This window comes from Bradyrhizobium sp. HKCCYLRH1030 (assembly GCF_051168395.1).
Lineage (GTDB): Bacteria > Pseudomonadota > Alphaproteobacteria > Rhizobiales > Xanthobacteraceae > Bradyrhizobium.
Map to the genome: position 1 here is coordinate 266,406 of NZ_JBNPUY010000007.1, position 21,605 is coordinate 288,010.

The 21,605-nt window shown below is 62.1% G+C and carries 20 protein-coding genes and 2 pseudogenes; 11 read left to right on the forward strand and 11 right to left on the reverse strand.

Annotated features, from left to right (window positions below):
• Nucleotides 1-15 precede the first annotated feature (15 nt).
• From ACQR1E_RS21890 to ACQR1E_RS21900, 3 genes are all read right to left on the reverse strand, one after another.
• Entirely contained in the window at nucleotides 16-759 is a 744-nt protein-coding gene (locus ACQR1E_RS21890) for a 4Fe-4S dicluster domain-containing protein (protein ID WP_315828036.1), read from the reverse strand.
• A 13-nt stretch (nucleotides 760-772) separates the two neighbouring features.
• A complete protein-coding gene (locus ACQR1E_RS21895) occupies nucleotides 773-1,153 on the reverse strand; it encodes a DsrE/DsrF/DrsH-like family protein (protein WP_315752123.1) in 381 nt (126 codons plus the stop codon).
• 259 nt (nucleotides 1,154-1,412) lie between these two features.
• On the reverse strand, nucleotides 1,413-2,213 hold the full coding sequence (locus ACQR1E_RS21900; RefSeq protein ID WP_434897551.1) for a type 1 glutamine amidotransferase: 801 nt from the start codon (nucleotides 2,211-2,213) through the stop codon (nucleotides 1,413-1,415).
• Here ACQR1E_RS21900 and ACQR1E_RS21905 point away from each other — a divergent pair.
• The 4 genes from ACQR1E_RS21905 to ACQR1E_RS21920 all read left to right on the forward strand — a co-directional run bounded on the left by ACQR1E_RS21905 (nucleotide 2,213) and on the right by ACQR1E_RS21920 (nucleotide 7,487).
• Nucleotides 2,213-3,244 carry a radical SAM protein gene (locus ACQR1E_RS21905; protein ID WP_315715446.1) on the forward strand — a complete coding sequence of 344 codons (1,032 nt, stop codon included), beginning with the start codon at nucleotides 2,213-2,215 and terminating at the stop codon, nucleotides 3,242-3,244. The genes ACQR1E_RS21900 and ACQR1E_RS21905 overlap by 1 nt on opposite strands.
• Before the next feature lie 8 nt (nucleotides 3,245-3,252).
• On the forward strand, nucleotides 3,253-4,320 hold the full coding sequence (locus ACQR1E_RS21910) for a geranylgeranyl reductase family protein (RefSeq protein ID WP_434897552.1): 1,068 nt from the start codon (nucleotides 3,253-3,255) through the stop codon (nucleotides 4,318-4,320).
• Between the two features lie 106 nt (nucleotides 4,321-4,426).
• Nucleotides 4,427-5,599, forward strand: a complete 1,173-nt coding sequence (locus ACQR1E_RS21915; protein WP_434897553.1) for a radical SAM protein — start codon at nucleotides 4,427-4,429, stop codon at nucleotides 5,597-5,599.
• 16 nt (nucleotides 5,600-5,615) lie between these two features.
• A complete protein-coding gene (locus ACQR1E_RS21920; protein ID WP_434897554.1) occupies nucleotides 5,616-7,487 on the forward strand; it encodes an alpha/beta fold hydrolase in 1,872 nt (623 codons plus the stop codon).
• Between the two features lie 40 nt (nucleotides 7,488-7,527).
• On the opposite strand, the gene ACQR1E_RS21925 is transcribed toward ACQR1E_RS21920, so the two are convergent.
• Nucleotides 7,528-7,851 carry an ArsR/SmtB family transcription factor gene (locus tag ACQR1E_RS21925; RefSeq protein WP_315715794.1) on the reverse strand — a complete coding sequence of 108 codons (324 nt, stop codon included), beginning with the start codon at nucleotides 7,849-7,851 and terminating at the stop codon, nucleotides 7,528-7,530.
• Nucleotides 7,852-8,140: 289 nt separating this feature from the next.
• Here ACQR1E_RS21925 and ACQR1E_RS21930 point away from each other — a divergent pair, with 289 nt between their 5' ends.
• From ACQR1E_RS21930 to ACQR1E_RS21940, 3 genes are all read left to right on the forward strand, one after another.
• Nucleotides 8,141-8,821 carry a class I SAM-dependent methyltransferase gene (locus ACQR1E_RS21930; protein ID WP_434897555.1) on the forward strand — a complete coding sequence of 227 codons (681 nt, stop codon included), beginning with the start codon at nucleotides 8,141-8,143 and terminating at the stop codon, nucleotides 8,819-8,821.
• Between the two features lie 23 nt (nucleotides 8,822-8,844).
• Nucleotides 8,845-9,363: a helix-turn-helix domain-containing protein gene (locus ACQR1E_RS21935; protein ID WP_434897556.1), complete on the forward strand. Its 519-nt coding sequence runs from the start codon at nucleotides 8,845-8,847 to the stop codon at nucleotides 9,361-9,363.
• A 773-nt stretch (nucleotides 9,364-10,136) separates the two neighbouring features.
• Nucleotides 10,137-10,577: an FCD domain-containing protein gene (locus ACQR1E_RS21940; RefSeq protein ID WP_315715441.1), complete on the forward strand. Its 441-nt coding sequence runs from the start codon at nucleotides 10,137-10,139 to the stop codon at nucleotides 10,575-10,577.
• A gap of 364 nt (nucleotides 10,578-10,941) precedes the next feature.
• On the opposite strand, the pseudogene ACQR1E_RS21945 reads toward ACQR1E_RS21940, so the two are convergent.
• Together ACQR1E_RS21945 and ACQR1E_RS21950 are read right to left on the reverse strand one after the other, a co-directional pair.
• Nucleotides 10,942-11,274, reverse strand: a pseudogene (locus tag ACQR1E_RS21945) (type VI secretion protein); the annotation flags it as partial.
• A pseudogene (locus ACQR1E_RS21950) lies at nucleotides 11,271-11,476 on the reverse strand (IS21 family transposase); the annotation flags it as partial. The pseudogenes ACQR1E_RS21945 and ACQR1E_RS21950, both read right to left, overlap by 4 nt.
• Before the next feature lie 375 nt (nucleotides 11,477-11,851).
• Between ACQR1E_RS21950 and gcvA the strand changes: the two are divergent.
• Nucleotides 11,852-12,790 carry a transcriptional regulator GcvA gene (gcvA, locus tag ACQR1E_RS21955; RefSeq protein WP_172179974.1) on the forward strand — a complete coding sequence of 313 codons (939 nt, stop codon included), beginning with the start codon at nucleotides 11,852-11,854 and terminating at the stop codon, nucleotides 12,788-12,790.
• Nucleotides 12,791-12,818: 28 nt separating this feature from the next.
• Here gcvA and ACQR1E_RS21960 read toward each other — a convergent pair whose 3' ends face one another.
• Genes ACQR1E_RS21960 through ACQR1E_RS21970 form a run of 3 tightly spaced genes read right to left on the reverse strand, consistent with a single transcriptional unit; the run spans nucleotide 12,819 to nucleotide 16,533 of the window.
• A complete protein-coding gene (locus ACQR1E_RS21960; RefSeq protein ID WP_172179972.1) occupies nucleotides 12,819-13,994 on the reverse strand; it encodes an acyl-CoA dehydrogenase family protein in 1,176 nt (391 codons plus the stop codon).
• Nucleotides 13,987-14,988 carry a hypothetical protein gene (locus tag ACQR1E_RS21965; protein ID WP_315752130.1) on the reverse strand — a complete coding sequence of 334 codons (1,002 nt, stop codon included), beginning with the start codon at nucleotides 14,986-14,988 and terminating at the stop codon, nucleotides 13,987-13,989. The genes ACQR1E_RS21960 and ACQR1E_RS21965 overlap by 8 nt, the downstream gene beginning before the upstream one ends.
• Nucleotides 14,989-15,045: 57 nt before the next feature.
• The gene (locus ACQR1E_RS21970; protein WP_315752131.1) at nucleotides 15,046-16,533 is read right to left on the reverse strand and encodes a class I adenylate-forming enzyme family protein; all 1,488 of its coding nucleotides are present in this window, start codon (nucleotides 16,531-16,533) and stop codon (nucleotides 15,046-15,048) included.
• Between the two features lie 105 nt (nucleotides 16,534-16,638).
• Between ACQR1E_RS21970 and ACQR1E_RS21975 the strand changes: the two genes are divergently transcribed.
• Both ACQR1E_RS21975 and ACQR1E_RS21980 read left to right on the forward strand, forming a co-directional pair.
• A complete protein-coding gene (locus ACQR1E_RS21975; RefSeq protein WP_172179966.1) occupies nucleotides 16,639-17,025 on the forward strand; it encodes an ectoine synthase in 387 nt (128 codons plus the stop codon).
• A gap of 30 nt (nucleotides 17,026-17,055) precedes the next feature.
• On the forward strand, nucleotides 17,056-18,261 hold the full coding sequence (locus ACQR1E_RS21980; RefSeq protein WP_172179964.1) for an MFS transporter: 1,206 nt from the start codon (nucleotides 17,056-17,058) through the stop codon (nucleotides 18,259-18,261).
• A gap of 13 nt (nucleotides 18,262-18,274) precedes the next feature.
• Here ACQR1E_RS21980 and ACQR1E_RS21985 read toward each other — a convergent pair whose 3' ends face one another.
• Nucleotides 18,275-19,252, reverse strand: coding sequence for a LysR family transcriptional regulator (locus ACQR1E_RS21985; RefSeq protein ID WP_315752132.1), 978 nt, complete (start codon nucleotides 19,250-19,252; stop codon nucleotides 18,275-18,277).
• Nucleotides 19,253-19,539: 287 nt separating this feature from the next.
• On the opposite strand from ACQR1E_RS21985, the gene ACQR1E_RS21990 reads away from it, so the two are divergent.
• On the forward strand, nucleotides 19,540-20,550 hold the full coding sequence (locus ACQR1E_RS21990; RefSeq protein WP_172179960.1) for a DMT family transporter: 1,011 nt from the start codon (nucleotides 19,540-19,542) through the stop codon (nucleotides 20,548-20,550).
• Between the two features lie 34 nt (nucleotides 20,551-20,584).
• Here the strand turns inward: ACQR1E_RS21990 and ACQR1E_RS21995 are convergent, their stop codons facing one another.
• Nucleotides 20,585-21,601, reverse strand: coding sequence for a quinone oxidoreductase family protein (locus ACQR1E_RS21995; protein ID WP_172180200.1), 1,017 nt, complete (start codon nucleotides 21,599-21,601; stop codon nucleotides 20,585-20,587).
• Nucleotides 21,602-21,605 lie beyond the last annotated feature (4 nt).

The following is a 21,605-nucleotide window of genomic DNA, read 5'->3' on the forward strand; positions in this document are numbered from 1 at the left end:
GGTCGTCTCAACGGCCTATTCTTCCTGGTGCTCTTCAAGCCACTCGTTGTATTCCTCGCGCTTCTCATCCATCACGTCACTGACGACATCGAACAGATTCTCGTCGATCGTCTCGAGCTGATCGAGCACGCCGGTCGCCTCCCAAATGGTGTAGAGTTCGACGGACGTCTTCAGGTTGACCTCCCAGGCCGTGTCCATGGTGTGCATGGTCGGGACCGGAATGGCCTTGCGCAGGATATTGAGCGGGGCGTCGACCTTGGCGACGTTCGGGCCCCAGTCGGGAAACGCATCGCGCGTGATCATGTTCGGCGCGAGCTGGTTTCCCGTGGAAATGACCTTCAGAAGCACCCGCGAGAACGGCCGCAGTACATCCTTCGCCGACTGCATGCCGTGCTTGATCGCGACCTCACGCATGATCATGACGAGCCCGCCCGGCGAATTTTCGAACGGACAGCGGGCCGCACAGGTGTAGCACTGCGCGCAGGACCAGATCTTCTCCTGCATCGCGTCGTAGATGCCTTCGAGATTTTCGGTCCACAGCAGCTGGACGATCTCGCGGGGTGAATAATCGTAGTAGTGCGCCGAGGGACAGGTCGCGGTGCAGATGCCGCAATTGAGACAGCCATGCAGCTCATGATCGTAGAGGACGTGCGAGCGAATGTCGTCGAACACCTCTTCCAGCTTCTCGTAGGGAACGACCGGCGCCTCGGAGACCGGGTCGCCGATAGAGGTCAGCTCGATTGAAGCTCCGCTCGTCATCTGGCGGCTCTCCTCAGTAGGTCAGCACCTTGGCATTATCGTTTTCCATCACCTCTTCGATGACCTTTGCACCCCCGACGATACCCTCGCATTCAGGGATCAGGTCCTGCTCGGTCATGTCGAACAGATCGAGGTTCGGAGAGCAGCAATAGAACTTCACTCCCGCTCCGTGCGCATCCTTGATGAAGTCATAGACGGTTTTCGGAGACCCGGGCTTGACCACGAGCTTCTCTGCCACGCCCTTTTTCATGAGCTGCCCCGACGTCGCGGTACAGACGACCTCCACCTCGTAGTCCATCGCCGCGGCAACGGTGGCCTGGAAGAACGGCGCGCCCAGTTCCTCGCCGTTGCGAGGATCGGTATTGACCATGATGATGATGAGCTTTTTGGCCATTCTTACGATGTCCTCCCGATCATCTGCTATTGAGCGTGCGCAACGCACATCGACACACGAGCGTGCACAATAAGTTTATCTTGAGGCGCATCACCTTGGAGTTGATGAAGATCAACATGCCCAAGAACCGAAGTCCTGGGTGAACAACAAGCTCACATCGAATTCATCCAATCCGTCGGAAGAACGCACAAAACATATTCCATTTTTTGAATGACATCTATAGGCTGAAGAAAATAATTCGTTGCTCGGGAGAACGGTCCTACGGGAGCGGCCGCATCAAATGCGTCGACTCGATCAAACCAATCATCAGCGGTCCGAGCGCCGCAGCGATCTCGCGCTGCACCACGCGCAGGTCGGCGAGCGTTTCCGCCGTGCGATCAGGACATTCTTCGGATTCCATGATCAGATCCTCGATCATGGCCGACTTGATTCCGGGATGGCCGAGGAACCCGAAGCAGTTATCACGAAGCTGAAACACCGCCGGCTCCCCCGCAGCGTCGATCGCGAGAACACGGGCATCGGCCGGCAGCACCGGGCGATCGCGCATGTAGATCGCGACGGGAAAGGATTGCGGCAGATGACCGCCGAGCGCCGCGGGATCGACCCGTCGGGCCGTCTCCACAACGAAGCGGAGCGGAGCTTCCTGAGTGCCGCCGCCGCACGCGGTCGCAACTATGCAGCTGCCAGCTCCGATGCCGATGACGGGCAGGTCGCGCGCCAGGAAATCCTGTACCAACCGCAACTCGGGCCCAAGGCTCGGAAGCAGGTTGCCGCTGACGACTCCGAGCGGTCCGGCGCCAAGAACAACGAGGCCGTCAAAATCCCCGGCCGTCGCAGGTATCGATCCTCCGGCCGTAAACGGCCGGCAATAGCGAAAGCCGACGTTGCGTCCTTCGAACTGGTCTTCCATCAAGCCGAGATAGTCCGCCTCAAAATGCTGCAAGACGCAGAGTGTCTTCATGGCGAACCGCGACGACTGATGAGGCATCAATGACGGCCGAAGCCGACGGCGGACCGACAATATATATGTTTTTTCGCATATGAAAAGCGAGGAACGCAATGGCGTGGTATGAGAAGCTGCAGGAGATCGAACCGCTCGACGACCTGCGTTTTGATCGCGAGCTCGTCGACGCACTCGAGGCGGCAGCCCGCGAGCGCGCACTCGGACCGATGCGGTTCTACACGCCGACGTTCCGCGCCTATGCCAGCGAGGAGCTCAAGGGCTGCGGCAAAGCGAGTTTTCCCGCCTTTTCCATCACCGGCGGCGCCTGCGCGCTGAATTGCGATCACTGTCAGGCGAAGATCCTCGAACCGATGATCGCGGCAACGACACCGGACGAACTCGACCGCAAGGTGCGCGATCTCATTCTGCTCAAGGATCTGCGCGGGTTCCTGCTCTCAGGCGGATCCAACCGGCGCAACGAGGTTCCGTACGATCGCTTCTATCCGACCATCGAAAGGCTCAAGCGCGACTTTCCCCATCTGCGCATCGCCGTCCATTCCGCGTTGCTCGACGAACGGCGCGCCCGATCCATGGAGGCCGCCGGGGTCGACGTCGCGATGCTCGACGTGATCGGCTCGGAGCAGACGATCCGCGAAGTCTATCACCTCGACCGTCCCGTCGCGGATTTCGAGGCGACGCTCGCCGCGCTCTCGGGCACCAAGATGCAGGTCGTGCCACACATCGTCATCGGTCTGCACTATGGCCGGCTGCTCGGCGAAGCGACCGCACTGGACATCGTTTCGCGCCATGCGGTTGCCGCGTTGATCCTGGTGGTGGTGACTCCGATCTATGCGCCGCCGGATCGGCCCTTCGCCACGATATCCACCGACGACGTGGCGAAGGTGCTGGTCGCCGCGCGGCAACGCATCAGTCACGCGCCGGTTCAACTTGGCTGTATCCGCCCCGCGGGCCGCCATAAGCTGATGACCGACGCATACGCCGTCATGGCGGGATTTGACGGTATCGCCTATCCCGCGGACGGCATCGTGGCTCTCGCCCGCGCCATCGGCCGGCCGGTCGAGCAGGAGCATGCCTGCTGCTCGATCGCGCTTGACGGCCTCGCCGGACGGCGGGCTTGCGCAGCCTGAGGTGCACCATGAACGCCGAGGCAGCGGATATCGTCGTCGTCGGGCTTGGACCGGCCGGGAGCCGTGCGGCTGCAATTGCCGCGAAGGCCGGCTACCGCGTCGTCGCCGTGGATCGCCGGCTCGAGGCGGGTCGCCCGGTCCAGTGTGCCGAGTTCGTGCCCGCCATGATCGAGCGGGACGTTCCGAACATCACGGCCGTCGCCGAACAGAAGATCACGCGCATGCTGACCTTCACCGAAGCGACGGATTGCGAGGAAACGCGGGACTTCTGCGGCTGGATGATCGATCGCGCCGCCTTCGATCGAATGCTTGCTGATGAGGCGGCGAATGCGGGAACCGCGTGCCGATACGGCACCTCCGTCGTTGCCATCGATATCGACGGCACAGTTCATACGTCCGATGGTCTTGCCCTGAAACCGCGCGTCCTCATCGGCTGCGACGGCCCTCGCTCGCGGGTCGGCGCGGCCATCGGCCAGATCAATCGCGCGCTTGTCGATACGAGGCAACTGACCACGCCGCTGATCGTGCCGCACGATGCCACGGATATCTTCCTGAGCGCCGACTACCGCGGCGGCTATGGCTGGCTGTTTCCCAAGGGCGCCGTGGCCAATATCGGCGTCGGCGTCCTGATAGAGGACCGGCGGCGACTGAAACCGATGCTCGCCGCGCTCTTCGCCTCGCTGTCGGCATCGCGCCGCATCGGAACGCGCCCGTTCGCGTTGACGGGCGGGGCGATACCCGTGGGCGGCAGGGTGGGTTCGACAGGCCGGCTCGGCGCAACCCAGGTGTTGCTGGCCGGCGATGCGGCAGGCCTGACCAACCCCGTGACCGGCGCCGGCATCGCCTCTGCCGTGCAATCGGGGGCACTCGCCGGGCACGCCGCGGCAGACATGCTGTCCGGCCGCAGCGGCGCCCTCGATGACTATGACGAAGAGCTCGGCGACATTTTCGATGCAGCCTTGAGCCGGGCATTGCTGCGACGACGGCAAGTGCTGGCGCACTATGGCGACGGCCGTCGCCCCGACGCGACTGCGCTCGCCGAGGGATGGATCAGTTCGCCGAACTATTGGGCGTGAAGATGCAGGATCAGGGGAGGACGTCATGAGCTGTCTCGAAGGACCGACGCATCCGGTACCGGATTTCCTCACCGGGGAGACGCGCACCTTCAACGCGGCAGAAGCCATGCGGCCGCGCGCGCCGGGCGCCGTGCCGGCGGAAGCGCGCAACGGCGGGCGCGTGAGGGCGCAGGATGTGCGGCCGGTCGGCACGTACCTGCCGAACGACAATGTTCTGACGCCGAACATGCGGTCGCCCGAGTACGTGCAAATGTCGACGGCAGCGGCGATCACCCTCGGCATCATGAACGGCTACATGCATCGCACCAGTTGCACCCGTTGCCTGAACCTGCTGCTGACCTACCCGGAGGGCTGCCGCGCCAACTGCGCCTATTGCGGGCTTGCGCGCCATCGCGAAGCGGAGCGCAACTATGCCGACCGCAACTTCATTCGGGTCGACTGGCCTGCGGTGCCCTACGACCAGGTGATTGACATCGTCGCATCGGGCGGCGACGGCGGGCGCTTCCATCGCATGTGTATCAGCATGATCACGCATCCGCGGTCGGACCAGGACACCCGCATTGTCCTGCGGAAATGGGTTGAACGCATCAGGCACGTACCCGTGTCCATCCTGTCCAACCCGACGACGATGACCCGACTGGATGTGCAGGAGCTCAAGGATCTCGGCGCCGAGATATTTACGGTCGCGCTCGATGCAGCCAACCCGGTCATCTTTGACCGCACCCGCGGCCGCGGGGTTCAATCGCCGCATAGCTGGGACAAATATTGGGAGATCCTGCTGGCCGCCGCCGAGATATTTGGCCCGGAACGTTTCGGCGCCCATCTCATCGTCGGGATGGGCGAGAGCGACCACGACGTTCTCTCGCAGGTGCAGAGAATTCGCGACCTCGGCGGCCACAGCCACCTGTTCGCGTTCTTTCCCGAACAGGGCTCGTTGATGGATCATCTCCCGCCGGCGCCGCGCCCGCAATGGCGACGCATCCAGCTCGCCCGCTATCTCATCGACTATCGAAGCCATTCCCTGCAGCACATGCGTTTCGACGAGCGCGGCCAACTCGTCGATTTTGGTCTGCCGCAGGACGAAGTCGACGCGATCGTCGACGCGGGCGTGGCCTTTCGCACGTCCGGCTGCCCGGGCAAGGAGGCCGCCGATGTGTCCGCCTGCGACCGCCCCTATGGCGACTCGCCGCCGCGCGACATTGCTTCCTACCCTTTCAAGCCCGATCGCCGCGACATTCGCCACGTGCGCAGCCAACTCCGGCGCGGACTACCCAAATAACCGGGAGGAAGATGCGATGGCCAGCAGCGCCAAGTCATTTCGGGTCATCGACACAGGGATTCGGGGCGGACGCGCCAATATCGCCTTCGACCAGGCGCTCATCGACGCTCACAAGGCACGGCAGATTCCCGATACCATCCGCTTCCTGCGGTTTCGTCCGTCGGCGCTGGTCGGAATCCATCAGATCCTGAGCCATGAGGTCCGGCTCGACTATTGCCGGAGCAAGGGAATCGAGATCGGCCGGCGGATCACGGGAGGCGGAGGTCTCTATCTCGACGAGGGTCAGATCGGATGGGAGCTCGTGTTCGGCCGCTCCAGCCTCGGCGCCATGAATCTCACCGAAACGACACGCCGGATCTGCGAAAGCGTCGCACTCGGGCTCAACAAGCTCGGCGTCCCCGCGCGCTACCGCCCGCGCAACGACATCGACGTCGACGGCCGCAAGATCAGCGGCACCGGCGGCTTCTTTGACGGCGATACGCTGTTCTACCAGGGAACACTGCTGATCGACTTCGACCCCGAGCAGATGATCGCTGCGCTCAAAGTGCCGGTGGAAAAGCTCGCCAAGCGCGACCTCGCCTCGGCCCACCAGCGCGTCGTCAGCATGCGCGAGATCCTCGGTGACAAGCTCCCTGATCTGGCCACCATCCAGCGAGGCTTGCTCGACGGCCTGGCGGAAGGCCTCGGCATTGTTCCGCAATGGGGCCAGGCGTCGATGCACGAAGAAGAGCTCGCCGACCAGTTGTATCGCGACGAGATCGGCCGCGACGACTTCGTCGAGATGGTCGACGCTCCCGAGGTGGACGGCTCGCTGGTCAGTGCCACTCTGACGCGGCGCGGCGGCAGCCTGCGCGCCGATATCCGCCTCGAGGGGCCAGACCGCAGGCGAATTCGCGAAGCCCTGATCACGGGCGATTTCTTCGTTACGCCGCCACGCGTCATCTTTGATCTCGAGGCGGCGCTGCGCGGCGCCGAACTGGCCGATGCCGGATCCCTCGTTGAGGACTTCTTCTCGCGCACGTCGGCCGACTTCGTCAATCTCGGCCCGTCGGACATTCGCGACGTGGTCGTCGCGGCGGCGCGGCAGCTGAGCTTCGTTGCGGCCGGCCGGAGGCTTCGCGGCCATTGGCTCGTGGCGACGCGACCGGAACGTCCGCCGCTCGTCCTGCTGCATGACGCCTTGGGCTGCGCCCGGCTCTGGCGCGATTTTCCCGAGCGGCTTGCGGCCGCGACCGGCTGCTCCGTCCTGGTGTTCGACCGCTGGGGCTCGGGTGACTCGGAGCCGCTCGAGCCGCCCCATTCGCGGCAATATCTGCTCGCCGAGGCTCTGGATGCCCTGCCCGAAGTGCTACGGACGACCGGAGCGCGGCGCCCGATCCTGGTCGGACACTCCGACGGTGCTGCGATCGCGTTGACGTTTGCCGGCGCGTTTCCCGATGAGGTCAGCGGGGTCGTCGCGATCGCCCCTCACCTCTTCCGCGAACAGCGGACGGTTGACGGCATCGCAGCCCAGATCAGGGACTTCGAGCACGGCGACCTGAGGGCGCGGCTCGCACGGTATCATGGCAGCAGAACCGATCATCTTTTTGGCCGGCTGGTCGATGCTTGGACTGGGGAAGAAGCGCGCGACTGGGGGATCAAGCCCTACGTTGGACGGGTTCGCGCCCCGGTGCTGGCTGTTCAGGGCAGCGAAGACGAGTTCTTCACGCATATTCAGCTTGAGACGCTCCGCGCCCTCGTGCCAGCCCGGATCGAGACCTGCGTGCTGGAAGGCTGTGGACATGCGCCCCACCAACAGGCGACCTCCGCGGTGATAGCCGCGGCAGCCGGGTTCATCGATCGAGTGACCGCAGGAAACACAGTCGCCGCCGTCCCCGGCTCCGCCTGACGGACGATCTCCGCGGGCAGCGAGACTCCATCAGCACCACTTAGCAGAAAGCGCGATAGAGAGCGGACATGACCTCGATCACTTCCGGCCGCGAGACCGAATAATACACGTTCCTGCCGTCCCGGCGCACCTTGACGAGATCGTCCGCGCGCAGCCGGGCAAGTTGCTGCGACACCGTCGGCTGGCGGAGCTGCAGCGAATCCTCAATGCTGCTGACGGACTTCTCTCCGTCAAGCAGCAGACACAGAATGGCAAGCCGCGCTTCGTGCGACAGCGCCTTGAGGAATTCGCTTGCCTTGTGAGCCTTCTCGAGCAACGCGTCAGGCTCGAGCGAAGACCTGCTGCGTGCACGCTTGGTTGCCATATTCGTCCGCGTGTTCCTCAATCGACCGATTCGGTCTGCTACATCGGCGGCCACGGCGTCATGCCGCAAGGCCGCCCCGTGTTGCTATCACTTTCGCGAGACGATAACAAACAGGCGGTCGAGCCTGTCCCAGCGCGGTTCGTGCGAGACGGTATCGAACCGCCGGGGCGATCGTCGCCTGCTCACGCGCCTGCCGCGTCTGACGGGCTGATGAACTACGATCCGGCTTCCAGTTCACCTAACTTGCGATCAAGGTTCGCAAGCTGATACCGAGGAGCTCGCAAGCTCCTTGCGGCTGCCAACAAACACGCTTGTCATCTTCAAAGTGGGACTGCCGATGGTCACGAACGTACCGCCAGACGCCGACGCCGGCCGCTGGAACCGACGATTCGAAGGCGATGATTTCGTTTTCGGAACCGAACCCAATCAATGGCTGCGCCGCCATGTCGGCACGTTCCCGTACCGCAGTCGCATTCTCTGCGTCGCCGACGGAGAAGGCCGCAACAGCGTCTGGCTCGCCCGGCAGGGATTTCAGGTCGACGCCTTCGACATCTCGGAGGTGGGTCTGGCGAAAGCAAGCAAACTTGCCGCGTCAGCCGGAGTCAGCGTGAACTACCAGCTTGCCGATTGCGACGGCTTCGCGTGGCCAAGCGCGGCGTATGACGGCATCGCGGCGATTTTTGTGCAGTTCGCCGCCCCGGGTCTAAGGAAACGGCTGTTCGCGCGCATGATCGCAAGCCTGAAGCCGGGCGGGACGCTGATCCTGCAGGGCTATACGCCCAAGCAGTTGGAGTACAAGACGGGCGGCCCTTCCGCCCTCTCGCACCTCTATACGGAAACCATGCTCCGAGAGGCGTTCCGTGAGCTGGAAATCATCGAACTGCGCGAATACGAGACCGAGCTCAGCGAAGGCAGCGGCCATCACGGTCGCTCTGCGCTGATCGGAATGGTCGCGCACCGGCCTTCCTGATCGCGCTCTGCTGGTCCCCGGAATTGATCGCGCGCACGCGTCTCGCATTGTCGAGAAGCGATCTTTACGACCGACTGTCGACCTTTCCGATCCTTCTGCCGGCATTGCGCGAGCGCGCCGCTGATCGACCGCTTCTCGCCGCAGCGCTGCTTGCCCGCGTGGCGCCGGAGCGAAGGCCCACCTTGTCCCAGCCGGCACTCGAGCGGCTCGAGGGCTACGCCTTTCCGGGCAATGTTCGCGAGTTGCGCAACGTGTTGGAGCGCGCGGCCCTGCTCTGCGATGACGATGTCATCTCAGCCGCGACGATCGAGCGTGCTCTGACGCTGCGATCGCCGGACATTGAGGGACGCGACCGGGTGCAGCGAACCGCAACAAAGCTGGCGCCTGCTGACGGTGAGAACCCGCCGTCATCGAAGGAGCGCGAGGCGCGAGCGCTTCGGACCGCCCTGTTGACGCATCGCGGCAATCGAGAATCGCTTGCAGAATCCCTCGGCATCAGCCTGCGCACGCTTTACCGGAAGCTGAAGGAATTGGACGCTTGATGAAGCGCTGTCGTCTGCCGCGGCGAAATGCTCACGAATAGCCGGATGGTGCAGGGTGGCGCCGTGTGATTTCGTTGCGCTTCTCGGGAGATGAAAAGCTAGGCGCCTGAAAAAATGGTCGGAGCGGCAGGATTCGAACCTGCGACCCCTGCGTCCCGAACGTAAGTAGCATGCGAAAAGATCAACAAAAACAATGAAGTTTGCTCGCGATTGACGTCCTTTATCGCCGTTTGTTCACGGGGTTTCGGTGGTCAACCGGTGGCCAGCTTCGGCTTGCACCTGAGCAATTCGCTGCAACGACATCTGCGCCCGTCAACAGCATTGGCAGCTCCCGGCAGAGCTAGTCGATCGCACCAGGGCTTTGGCCGGAGAAGTTCAAATAGCTGCTCCGACCCGATGGACCGCCCGCCTCCTCTCAAGCTGCCAACCGGGGAAACAAGCGGAGCGACACCCCCTTCAGTACTGCGATCACTATTACGGCAAATCACACGCAGCACTCGATGGTGGGTACGACAGGGGAGAAAGCCAAGAGCAAGATCAATGACTTATGGCCCCCTACCTACTTTTAAGGCGCCTTGATTTCAAATGAGAATTTTTGGCGGCGCCCGCACCCTCCAAAGGTGGGGCTCGGCTGGGACGACCTCGAAGGCCTGCCAGAGTGACGGCCTCGGATCACACCCACGCTCACGGGGAAGGCGCGGAACCATCTCAAATGCCGTGCCATAGATGCCACAAGCATCAGAGGGCTCAACGCCTAGCGCGACGGCCAGGGCTTGGATGTTGTCGAGTGTGAGGTTAATCAGCCCGGCCTCAATCTCCTAGAGCCTCAAGGCTTGCGATCCTCGACCTTCAAGCTCGATCGTCCCGTCCTTTCGGAGCAGCGCAAGCGGCAGGAATTTCTCCATAGCGCGGGGTTCAAGACGCTTGGCCAAGTTGAGCTGTTCAAGTCGAACAGCGACTTCCACGAGGCGCTCGCCCTTATGTCGGGTAACAGGTTCTTGGCCCAGACCGTCGCCCGTCAGAACGAATTGCGGCGCCTGATCGAATACCGTCAGACGCTCGACCGCGATCGGGTATGGCGGCAACCAGGCGAGCACCTAGCCATCATCGATCTGCTGGAGAAGGGCTCGCTCGAAGGCGCCGCCAAGCTTCTCGACAAGCATATCGGCGGAGCCTTGAAGGAGAAGGCCCCGCCTGAGCTTTTCGGATCGTAGCTCAGGATTCGGCACGAATGAGCGCGGCCATCGAAAATAACGCATGCGAATAGCCAGACCTTGTGCTCCCGATGTCCCGCGGGACGTCAGCTCTTGTGAAGGATTGCGGATGCCGGCCGCAGCGGTGACGGTGTGGAATATGCGGGCGGCTTGCGCCCGAAAGCCTCCAAGGGAGGAAACCGCGCATGATTGGCAGGTCACCCGTCCGAGTGCCGGATGCTTGCTTGCCAAGACCTCAGCGTACGGATCCTTGTAGAGAACCGAGCGCCCTGGCCTATAAGCTACGAACATCGGCTCGCTTGATCCCAGGATAATTTGGACAAGCGTTGTCAGCCGAGGAGACCAATTCCCCAGAGACCCGACTCTCAAGCCTGGTCGCGAGATCGGCCTCCATCTGCCGCATCAAATCGCGGGTAAACGCTCTGAGGTTCTCCATGTCGGCTGCGTCCTAGGGAGAGACAATGAACCGGAAATGATGCCGGTCACCCCTGCCCAGCGCCTCGAACGCAGCCTCATTCGCCTGATCGCCCGCGGCGTCGAACATCCGTGCCGGCTGGCCATCGCGAGTGACCCCGTCCCTCTTGAGATAGGTGAGATGCGCCGCCAGGGGCGCTGACCTGGACGCCCGGCCCTTGTGCCTAGCGATCCGCGCCTTCACCGTGACGCGCCGCACCGGGGCGAACAGCCGTTCACCAGAAACCGGTCAAGCTCGTCACTCCAGAGGCTCATCTTCGGAAGCGGCTGCGTCTCTCGCTCGTATCGGACTTCGTTGCCTCGGAACCGATGACCTCGCGTACTACTTTGCACGATACGCCAAGCTCGCGGCAGATCGCCTTGACCGGTTGACCATGAACAAAATAGGCGCGACGGATCTTCGCAATCGTCGACACCACCAGCACCCCAACCGCGGCTTCCATCACTTGTTCGAAGCCGCGGCGGCCCTTGCCGCGGAGGGCATCGATCCGAAACAGATGTTTGTTGGAAGGAAACAATACGCCTTGATCAGATGGACAGGCGCATCGGCCACGGCAGCGCAGCTCGCGAAAACAAAACTGGCGTCTTATGAAGCCACCTCACTTGAAACTCTTGATTCCATCTTAAGATTGTATTCTATTACCACACAATTGAAAGGTGAGGGCACTCGCCGTACAATGGACTCCAACGGAAACTGAACCGTGAGTCAACGCTGGCGCCCATCGCTAGAGCCAAGCAATAGAGCCCGTTTCTGCAGCGGGCTTTCGATCTGCGTTGAGTTTTGGACGAGCCTTCTCGGAATGGTCTGGCAGATGCGCCCTCGCCTCCCCCCGTTGAACGCGCTTCGCGCCTTCGAAGCAGCAGCTCGCAACCTCAGTGTCACGAAAGCAGCCGACGAGCTCTGCGTAACGCCAGCTGCGGTGACGCAGCAGCTCAAGATTCTGGAAGACGCACTTGGTCGTCGCCTGATCCGCCGCGTTGGCCGCGGCGTAGAGTTGACAGAAAACGGCCAGCAACTCTTTCCCGTACTTTGCCGAACATTTTCAGATATTTCGTCGGCAGTCACAGGGCTGACGTCGCATAGCGCGTTGAAACTTAGAACCAGCTTTCTGGCGACCGTCGCACAGAGATGGCTGGCGCCGAGGTTGATCGGCTTTCGGCAACAGTTTCCGGATATCGCCGTCGCCGTCTCAACGTCGTTCCGCCTGGTCGATTTTACGAGAGAGGATATCGATGTCGCCTTGCGGCTAGGCTACGGATCCTGGCCGGGGCTCCATTCGACGTTCGTGATGAACGAAGAGCTGTTCCCCGTTTGCTCGCCCACCCTGTTTCGCGAAGCCGCACTTCCTGCTGGATCAGACCTGCTTCGTCGCCATTCACTGGTCCATACCATCGTTCGGCCGACGGACTGGCAAGCTTGGCAGGTCGAGGCCGGACTCGAGGATTTCGATACCACTTCAGGATTTCATTGCGAAAATTCTGCGCTCGCGCTCGAGATGGCCGAATATGGGTTGGGACTTGCCATCGGCCGAACGCCGCTGGTCATCTCTGCACTCGCATCAGGACGACTGATGGCGCCATTTGCGGCGCGCCTCTCGAATCCAATGTCCTACTATCTGGTCTGTCAGGACACCGCCGCGCGGCGCCCCGAGATCGCACGCTTTCGCGACTGGATCGTAAATGAAGGTATCGAAACGATGGAGGCGATCAAGAAATACATCCGGCGATCCCATCCCTAGGTCAACGGCGCTATTCAATCACTTGTTTTCAGAGCTGCACAAGAAGAGCCGTGCCGTAGTCCGCCATCGCGCGATCCCAATTCACATCCATGTGTGCAGCCATGACCTGGAGATCGCACCAGTGGCGCTGCACCGGGTGCGTCTGCGCGATGACGGAAGTTCCAAGCTGGGACATCAGCTGTTGCACGGCGTTCATGCATAAGCGGGTCAGCCTGGCCCGGTCGCGCTTGATCGCTGCGTAGTCTCTATCGGAGAGATCGCGGCCGTTGCAGCCCGCCTCATGCAGTCTCGATAAAATGCTGCGATACAAAAGCCGTGCGCATTCGATATCGGCGATGATCTCGCCGGCGCGCATGGCAAACGCCCATTGGTTCCCGTTTGGCTGCCGTCCATGCCGCTCTCGCATGATCGCAAGTCCCGCCGCCACCGCTCCCTCCGCACAGCCGAGCAGAGGACCGACGATCACGCTGGTCAGATAGGGAATAAGAGAAACCGACTGCAAGTAGTGACCGCCGCGTTCCGCCGAACGCCCGAGAACATTGTCCAGCGGCTGCGCCCAGCTTTCTGAAAGCGAACGATCGCGGATAATGATGTCGCGCGACCCGGTCCCTGCCATTCCGATGGCCTGCCAATCATCGCCGATCTCGATGTCGATGGCTGGCAGCAGCGCCATAACCGTCCGGGCGTCGCGTCGAGACGGATGCAGGCATGAGCCGGACACGATCACCCATGTCGCATAGTCCACGCCGGAGCCGAGCCGCCAGCGACCATCGACCCGATATGCGCCACCGTCCCGCGATATTCCGCCGGCCGCCGTCGCCGATCCTGTCGTGACAAGTTGACGAGCTCCGCCGCGGAAGACCGCGTTCAACGCCTCCGCTGGAAATCGCGATACGATCTGAATGTGTCCTCCAACGAGGCCCACGATCCATGCTGTCGAAGGGCACGCGCGCGCCGCGAGCCTTGCAACTTCTGCAAGGACAGGCCAATCCAATTCAAGGCCGCCGAAACGCTTCGGCATCGCGAGCTGAAGCAATCCGGCGTCGAACAGCTCATCGACGGACTCGCGCGGCAGCTTCCCAAGCCTGCGGGCTTCCTCCGCACGTTTGTGCCATCGTGGCAACAACGCCTCGACGCTCGCATAGAGCGTCGCGAGCGACGGCTGGTCCGCTCCCCAATAGACCGTCCCGTCCAGCCTATCCATGCGCACGCTCCAGCACCTTTCGCAACATTGGCCGCTCGAAGACGAACTGATCTTCAATCAAGGGCGGGCCGAGAAGGCGGACGAACTCCTCGATGCGCTGCCCGTCGTTCGAGGCGACGAACTCGTAGAAATTCGTGCTATTCCACAACAGATAGCAGTGCGAGAAGTGTCGTCCAATCGAGCTCACGAGCTCGTCGAGGAGAACCTCGCCCTCATACATGCGCAGCAGCATCTGCTGCCGTTTCCACTCGATCTCTTCGGGCGTAAAATAGTGCGCCTTGTGCTGCTCGTCCTTGACGCGCTCCCGTCGTTCGTACTCGAGGCGGTCGGTGTGATCGAGCTTTTCGAGAAAGAAGACCAGCCCGTCGTCCCTGAGCATGCGACAGCCCTGCTCGATCTGGAAATCGCGGTCCTTGCCGTAAAACTGAAAGGCGGCCGTTTCGTAGATATAGTCAAAGCCGCCATGGAAATCCTCGTCGTCCACCAGCGTGCGAAGTACGTCCCCGTCGAGCTTGAGGAACGACGTCGGAATGAATCTCGACAGGGCCGGATCGGCAAAGCGCTCAAAATGCTCTTCGTTCGCCCTGTTCGGAGAACAAGTCAGTGTCTTGACCGCGCCGCCGGAAAACGCAGCAAGCGTGCGTCCGTTGGAACCGTCGAAGGCATCGATCTCATAAAGCAGGCAGGGCCGACCGCTGCTTTCGGCCCGCTGCCTCGACAGACGGCTCAGCGCCACGCCCACGCGCGACACTTCCTCGAGGATGCCTGGAATGCTGGCGAGGAAATGCGAGAACAGTGGTCCCGCCTTCGGTACCAGCCGGTCGTGATACTCCAGCACGTCGGTATCCGCTATCCGGTTGCGGATCCGCGTCAGCACTGGCTGCCGCGGCACCTGTGCCGCTCCGGTCGCCAACTGCTCGAATTGCTGCGCCAATCTGATCATCGAAGATTGCTGAAGATAGGCGTCGACGTCGGTCGCAGGTCGATTGGTCATGCCCGAAGACCTCCACTGATGCTGGGCCGAGGATGAGAATGAGGATGAGGATGGGGATCAGGACAATGCGCGGGTCGCGGTCTTTCCCGACGCGGTCCGCGGCAGCGCCGGTACGAACTCCACGAAGGCGGGCACCATGTGCCAATCGAGATGCATCGTGCAGTACTCGACCAGTTCGTGGCTCGTGATGGACGTCGCCTGCTCCGCAACGATCAATGCCTTGGGGAGATGTCCGACGGATTCGTCGGCGACGGGGACTACAGCCGCTTCCGAAACCGCGGGGTGGGCCATCAGCAATTGCTCGATCTCTCGCGGATTGACCTTGAACCCGCTCCGCGCAAAAGCGTCGTCCTTCCTTGCGACGTAGTAGAGATACCCCTGGCCATCGACGCGGAATAGGTCGCCCGTCAGGAACACCCGAGCTTCACCGGCCGCCCCCTCAATCATTCGGGCGGAGGTTTCGTCCGGCATGTTCCAATATTTCTGCATCAGCAGGTCGCCGGCAACACCGAGCTCGCCGACCTGCCCCGGCTCGGTCACGAGGGAGCGATCCTCGGCAAACAGATAGGTCCGCACGCCGGGAATGGCCCGGCCGACCGACTGCGGCCGTTGATCGATCTCGTCGGGCGGCAGAAACGAGACGCGCTTGCACTCCGTGAGCCCATAATTCGAGAAGATCTGGACGCCCGGCCACGCCTCTCGCAAGCGGCGGATATGCTTCACCGGCAGGGCCTGCCCGCTCGTGGAGATATAACGCAGCGATCTCGGCGCGCGCCTTCCCAGCGCGCTCGCCTTTAACAGATGGAAGATGAAGGGAGGAAACACCTGCAGCCCAGTCACGCCGTGGGCATCGATGAGATCGATGATCTCATCGGGATCGTCCGGCAACGCGCGCTCGACGAGCGCGGTCCCTCCGAACATGAGCGGCATCATCACATTATAGAAGCCGTAGTCGGAGCCCAAGGTCGAATAGCTCAGAACCACATCCTCGGACGTGTTCCTGAGATAGCCGGTCACCGATTCGAACGCCGCAATCATATTCTTGTGATTGACGGCGACGCCCTTCGGGCGCGACGTCGAGCCCGACGTATAGAAGATGACTGAAATATCCTCTTCCCGCACCTCCCGGAAAAACGAGCAGTCGCGTTCTGGCACGGCAGCAGAAAAATCATCGTTACAACTATAGATTGTATAATCTAACTGGCGCTCCCGCAATTCGGCCGCCCGATCGGTGATCACCGCACAAGCACCGGAGTCCCGAAGCTCGAACATCAGCTTTCGGAGCCCGAAGGTGTGATGAACTCCCACGAGGACTGCACCGGCCTTGAAGATGCCGAGAACAACACCGAGCAAACGGATGGAAATCACGCCATAGATCGCGACCCTGTCTCCAGCACGGATGCCGTCATCGACGAGACGACCGGCGACCTGATTGCCGATATCATCCAGCTCGCGATAGGTCGCGCACGCGCCATCGATCTTCACCGCGATCTTCTCTGGGCAGTCTCGAACACTGCGTTCAATATAGTGATGGAAAAGGCACACTCGGAAGCTCCCGCAACCTCTGGATGAGTTTTTATAACAAAGAGTCGCAGCTCATGGTAGGAGAATTCCGTTACACGTCGTGTTGTGCAAAATGACTGAGGAAACATGTTTGTACGCGATCTCGAAGAAGTCGAAAAAACAGGCCGGTTCGTCGAGTGGGGAAATGGCACGAGCCACCGGCTATTGACGGCGAGCGATGGAATGGGTTTCGCCGTATGCCATACCGTGGTTCGCGCCGGCACAGTATCAAGGTTGCAATACCGATCTCACCTGGAAGCATGCTATTGCATCGCGGGGGAAGGTGAAGTCGAGGACATGCAAGGCAATGTGTATCGGCTCCGCCCGGGCAGCATCTATGTTCTCAACGAACATGACGAACACTATCTGCGCGGCGGCCCGACGCAGGATCTGGTGCTGGTGAGCGTGTTCAATCCGCCCCTTGCCGGTCACGAGCAGCACAATCTCGACGCCGACAGCGGATCGTCTTACTAAGGCGGTTCATCAGCTGGTTGGGGTTGCTCGTTGGAACTGAAGCATCAAGCCTTCTTCTACTCTCTCTTCCTCTCACGGCTCGCGGACCAGATCCTTCTGTTTCTGGTCCCGCTCGTCATCTTCCAGTTGACCGGCAGCGTCGCCTGGTCGGGAGCGGCATTCCTGCTCGAGACATTGCCGCGCTATTTGTCGTTTCCGATCTGCGGGGTGCTGTGCGATCGAAAATCCCCTTTGGCGCTGTTGCACATTAGTCAGCAGCTTCGTGCCGTGGCCTGCTTCGCAGGCATGATCGCCTACGCGGGCTTCGGCGGAATCGGCTGGCTGATCGGGATATCTGTGGCCTGCGGCGTTCTGACGACGCAGGGGCTGATGGCGCGCGAGGTTCTGCTGCCTCAAGTCTTTCATCGGCACAGGTTCGAGAAGGTCGCCTCCTACACCCAGATTGCCGATCAGCTCGGCATGGTGCTCGGGCCGCTGGTCGCCGCCGGTCTTCTCAAGCTATGGTCCTGGGAATACGTGGTGATCTCGACGACCGCCCTGTTCATGGCGGCTGACGGCGCCATGATCATCTGGCAGCGATTCGTCCGGCCGACATTGGCCGAACCGACGCCGGCGCCAAGCGGCTGGACACTGCCGCTGAAAACCGCACTTCGGCACGTCATCGGACGACCGGGCCTGGTCGAGACCGTCCTTCTCGCAGCCGCCGTCAACCTCATCATTGGCGTGACCCTCGCAACGTCAGCGGCAATGGTGACCGGTGTCCACGGAGAAACAGACTCCTACTATGCCGTTCTTCAGGCCGCAGGCGCGATCGCGACCGTGGTCATCTTGTTCGCCACCGCGCATGCGCCTGCGTCCCTGCAGGTCTTGGGCGTCATCAGCTATGCGATGATCTTTGCCGGCGGCGCCGTCTCCGGACTGGCTTCCCACGCCCACGTCTACGCGCTCGGCTTCGTTCTCGTTGTCGGTTTCGACAAGATGTTCAGTGTCTTCATTCGCAGCCTGCGCATGAAGATCATTCCCCGGGAAGATCTCGGCAAGACGACGGGCCTGATCATCATGCTGAACAACCTGTCCCAACCTCTCGCCGGCCTCCTGGTCAGCGTATTCGCCGGCCGTTACGGCGCCGGCACGGTCATTGTCGCGCTGTCGCTCTTCATGGGCCTGCTCGGCCCGCTCGTCGCGGCGATCTGGCTTCGCCGGACCGCCCCGACGGTCAGGCTGGACCAACGATGATGTCCCCGCCGCGTCATCGACCGTGGCGGGGGCTCGGCGCCGACACCGAAGCTGCCGCCGTTGACGCAGGCGCGCGATTGCCGCCCGATTGCGCCAGATGCTCAACGAGCATCTTGGTCACGGTCGAGAGCCCGGCGGGATCGCGGGTCACGATCTTCAATTCCCGATAGGCCCAGTCGTCCCTGAGCGGAATCGCCTTGATGCCCATGCCCGAAGCCAGCACTTCGAATGCCCGATCCGGGATCAACCCGACACCCAGGCCACACTGCACCATCCGACAAATGGCATCAAAGCTCGGTACGTTGATCCGCAGATTGACCGCCTTTCCAGCCTCCGCGGCTGCCGCGCGCGAACGGGTGTAGATCGCGCTATCGGCGTGAAAGCCGATATGATCAAAATCCAGGCTTTCCACGAAATCGATCGATGCCCGATCGGCCAGCGGATGATCTTGCGGCACCGCCAGCGCAAGCCGGTCGCTGCGATAGGGACGCGCAAACAGGTCACGGCTGTTGGTCGTGGACACACAGATGCCCACTTCCGCATACCCTTCCTCGACGGCCTTGACGACACCCGCACTCAGTCTTTCCTCAAGGTGGATCTTGACCAGACTGTGGGTCGCGAAGAAGGCCGGCAGGTCGTCGGGAAGGAATTCGACGATGGCCGATACGTTCGCGAGCATCCGGATGTGGCCCCTGATGCCCATGCGGTATTCGTCGAGCTCCGCGCCCATCTTCTCGACGCTCGTCAGCATCGATCGCGCGTGATGCAGCAGGGATTCCCCGGCGGGAGCCAGCATCATGCCCTTGGAGTGCCGGACAAAGAGGTCGGTTCCAAGCGCCTCTTCAAGCTCCGCAAGGCGCTTGCTCACCGCGCTCATGGCAATGTTTTCCCGCGACGCCGCGCGCGTCAGCGTCCCCTCCTCGCACACCGCGACGAAGAGCTGGAGCGACGTCAGATCGATACGCCGGATGAGATTGTTGATTTGTCGCATCAGTCCTTCAATTCCCGTGGGCCATGAGCGATCCTCCCGACGATCTCCGCCCCCCGCGCAGCCAGTGCGCGGCACTACCGTAAGTAAGCCTGACCCACCACACCCCGGTCAAGGTCGAAAGAGACCGTAAATCCCTCCTGGGCGTGAGTGATCTTCGATGTCCGATGTCTCGCCGTAGCGGCCGGCGGACCTTCGTCGAACGCGAAGGGTGCCTTGCCTAAAAAGCGTTGGCGCTCTCCGGCAGGGCTCATCATCCTGCCGCCACCTGGGAGTCAGTGAGACGGACTATGGCCGGAATCTCCGAAAGACATGACCTCGCAATCTCGCGGCCGCTCGGGCCTGCGCCGGAGGCGCTCGGCCCCGGCGCGTCAACGACGACCGTGTCCAGGACACACAATATTGTCGGCGTAGCGCTGGCGGCGATCGGGGCGGTGGCGTTTTCCCTTCGCGCGATATTCGTCAAGCTCGCCTATGAGGACATGAGCGATCCTGTGACGCTGCTGGCCCTGAGAATGATCTTCTCACTGCCCTTCTTCGTCATTGCGGTTGTCCTGTATCGGGGGCCTTCCGGCGGCCGGACGCTTCCGTCAATCACCGCACACGACGCGATGGCGCTCGCCGCCCTGGGCTTCGTCGGCTACTATCTGTCAAGCTTCCTCGACATGATCGGGCTGCAATATGTCGCCGCCGGCGTCGGCCGGCTGATCCTGTTCGTGTATCCGACCATCGTGGTGGTGATCTCCTCGGTCGTCCTCAGGAAGCCGATTACCCGGCGCGAGCTGATCGCGCTGGCGATTACATATATCGGTGTCGCGCTGGTTCTTTCGGGGCAGCTCGACAAGAGCAGTGAAAATTTCTGGCTCGGTGCGCTGCTCGTCATGCTGAGCGCGGTGAGTTTCTCGGTCTATCTCGTTGGAAGCGGCGAAGTCGTGCCGAGGCTCGGTTCGATACGCTTCACGGCCTATGCCACGACCACGGCCAGCGTGTATTGCATCGTTCAGTTCATGGCACTCCGCCCGCTGAGCGCGCTCGTGCTGCCCACCCGGGTCTACCTGCTCGCCCTCTGCATGGCGCTGTTCAGTACCGTGATGCCGGTCTTCATGATGGCCGAGGCGCTGCGCCGGATCGGCGCAAGCCGCGTCGCGATGATCAGCGCCCTCGGCCCTGTGGCCACCGTCGTTTCAGGATATCTAGGGCTGGACGAGAGGATGTCGCCGATTCAGTCGGCCGGCGGCCTGCTGGTCGTGATCGGCGTGCTCATCGTTGCCGCCCAGGCCCGTGCCATGGACAGGAAATAGCCGATCATCCGGCAAGGGCCGCGGCAGATGCTGCTCAGGGGATGAGAAGCGTCTTTCCGACCGTCTTGCGGCTGTGAAGATCACGGTGCGCCTGGGCCGCCTCCATCAAGGGAAGGGTCTGGCTGATCCTCGGCTTGATGGTTCCTCGCGAGACGGCAGCCATCAGCTCCGAAGCAGACGCCACGAGATCCTCGCGACGTGCGATGTACGTCCAAAGCGTCGGCCGCGTCAGGTATAGCGAGCCCTTTTCGGCGAGAATTCGCGTCTCGAAGGGCCCGATCGCCCCGGAGGATTGGCCGAACGAGACCAGCAGCCCGAACGGCTGAAGGCAATCCATCGAGCTCACGAAAGTATCGCGGCCAACCGAGTCGTAAACGACGCGTAGCTTCGCACCCTTGGTGAGGTCGCAGACACGCTCGACCAGATTCTCGCTCCGATACAGGATCGTATGGGTGCATCCGTTGGCGCGCGCGAGCTCGGCCTTCTCTTCCGTGCCTACGGTTCCAATGACGGTCGCACCGAGACTTGCCGCCCACTGGCAGAGAATGAGACCGACACCGCCGGCGGCAGCGTGCACCAGGATCGTGTCGCCGGGCTGCACGGAATAGGCGCGCCGAAGCAGATAGTGCGCGGTCATGCCCTGAAGCGCGATGGCGGCGGCTTGATGATCGGTGATGTCATCGGGCACCTTCACCAGCCGCTCAGCGGGAACGTTGCGCAGTCGGGCGTAGGCGCCCAGGCTTGCAATCGCGTAGACGACGCGATCTCCGGGCCGCAGACCGGCCACCCCTTCTCCGAGGCATTCGACGATCCCCGCGGCTTCGAAGCCGATGCCGCTGGGCAGCGGCGTCTTGTAGAGCCCGGTGCGGTAGTAAGTATCGACATAGTTCAGGCCGATGGCGGTCTGCCGCAATCTCACCTGGCCCGGCCCTGGCGGATCGAGCCTCGACTGCTCCACGGAGAGCACCTCCGGTCCCCCGGTTTGACGAATGAGGACGACCTCCGTGTCCTCGGCGAGCGCGTCGGTGCGGCCCGCAATCTTCGACGGCATCGCG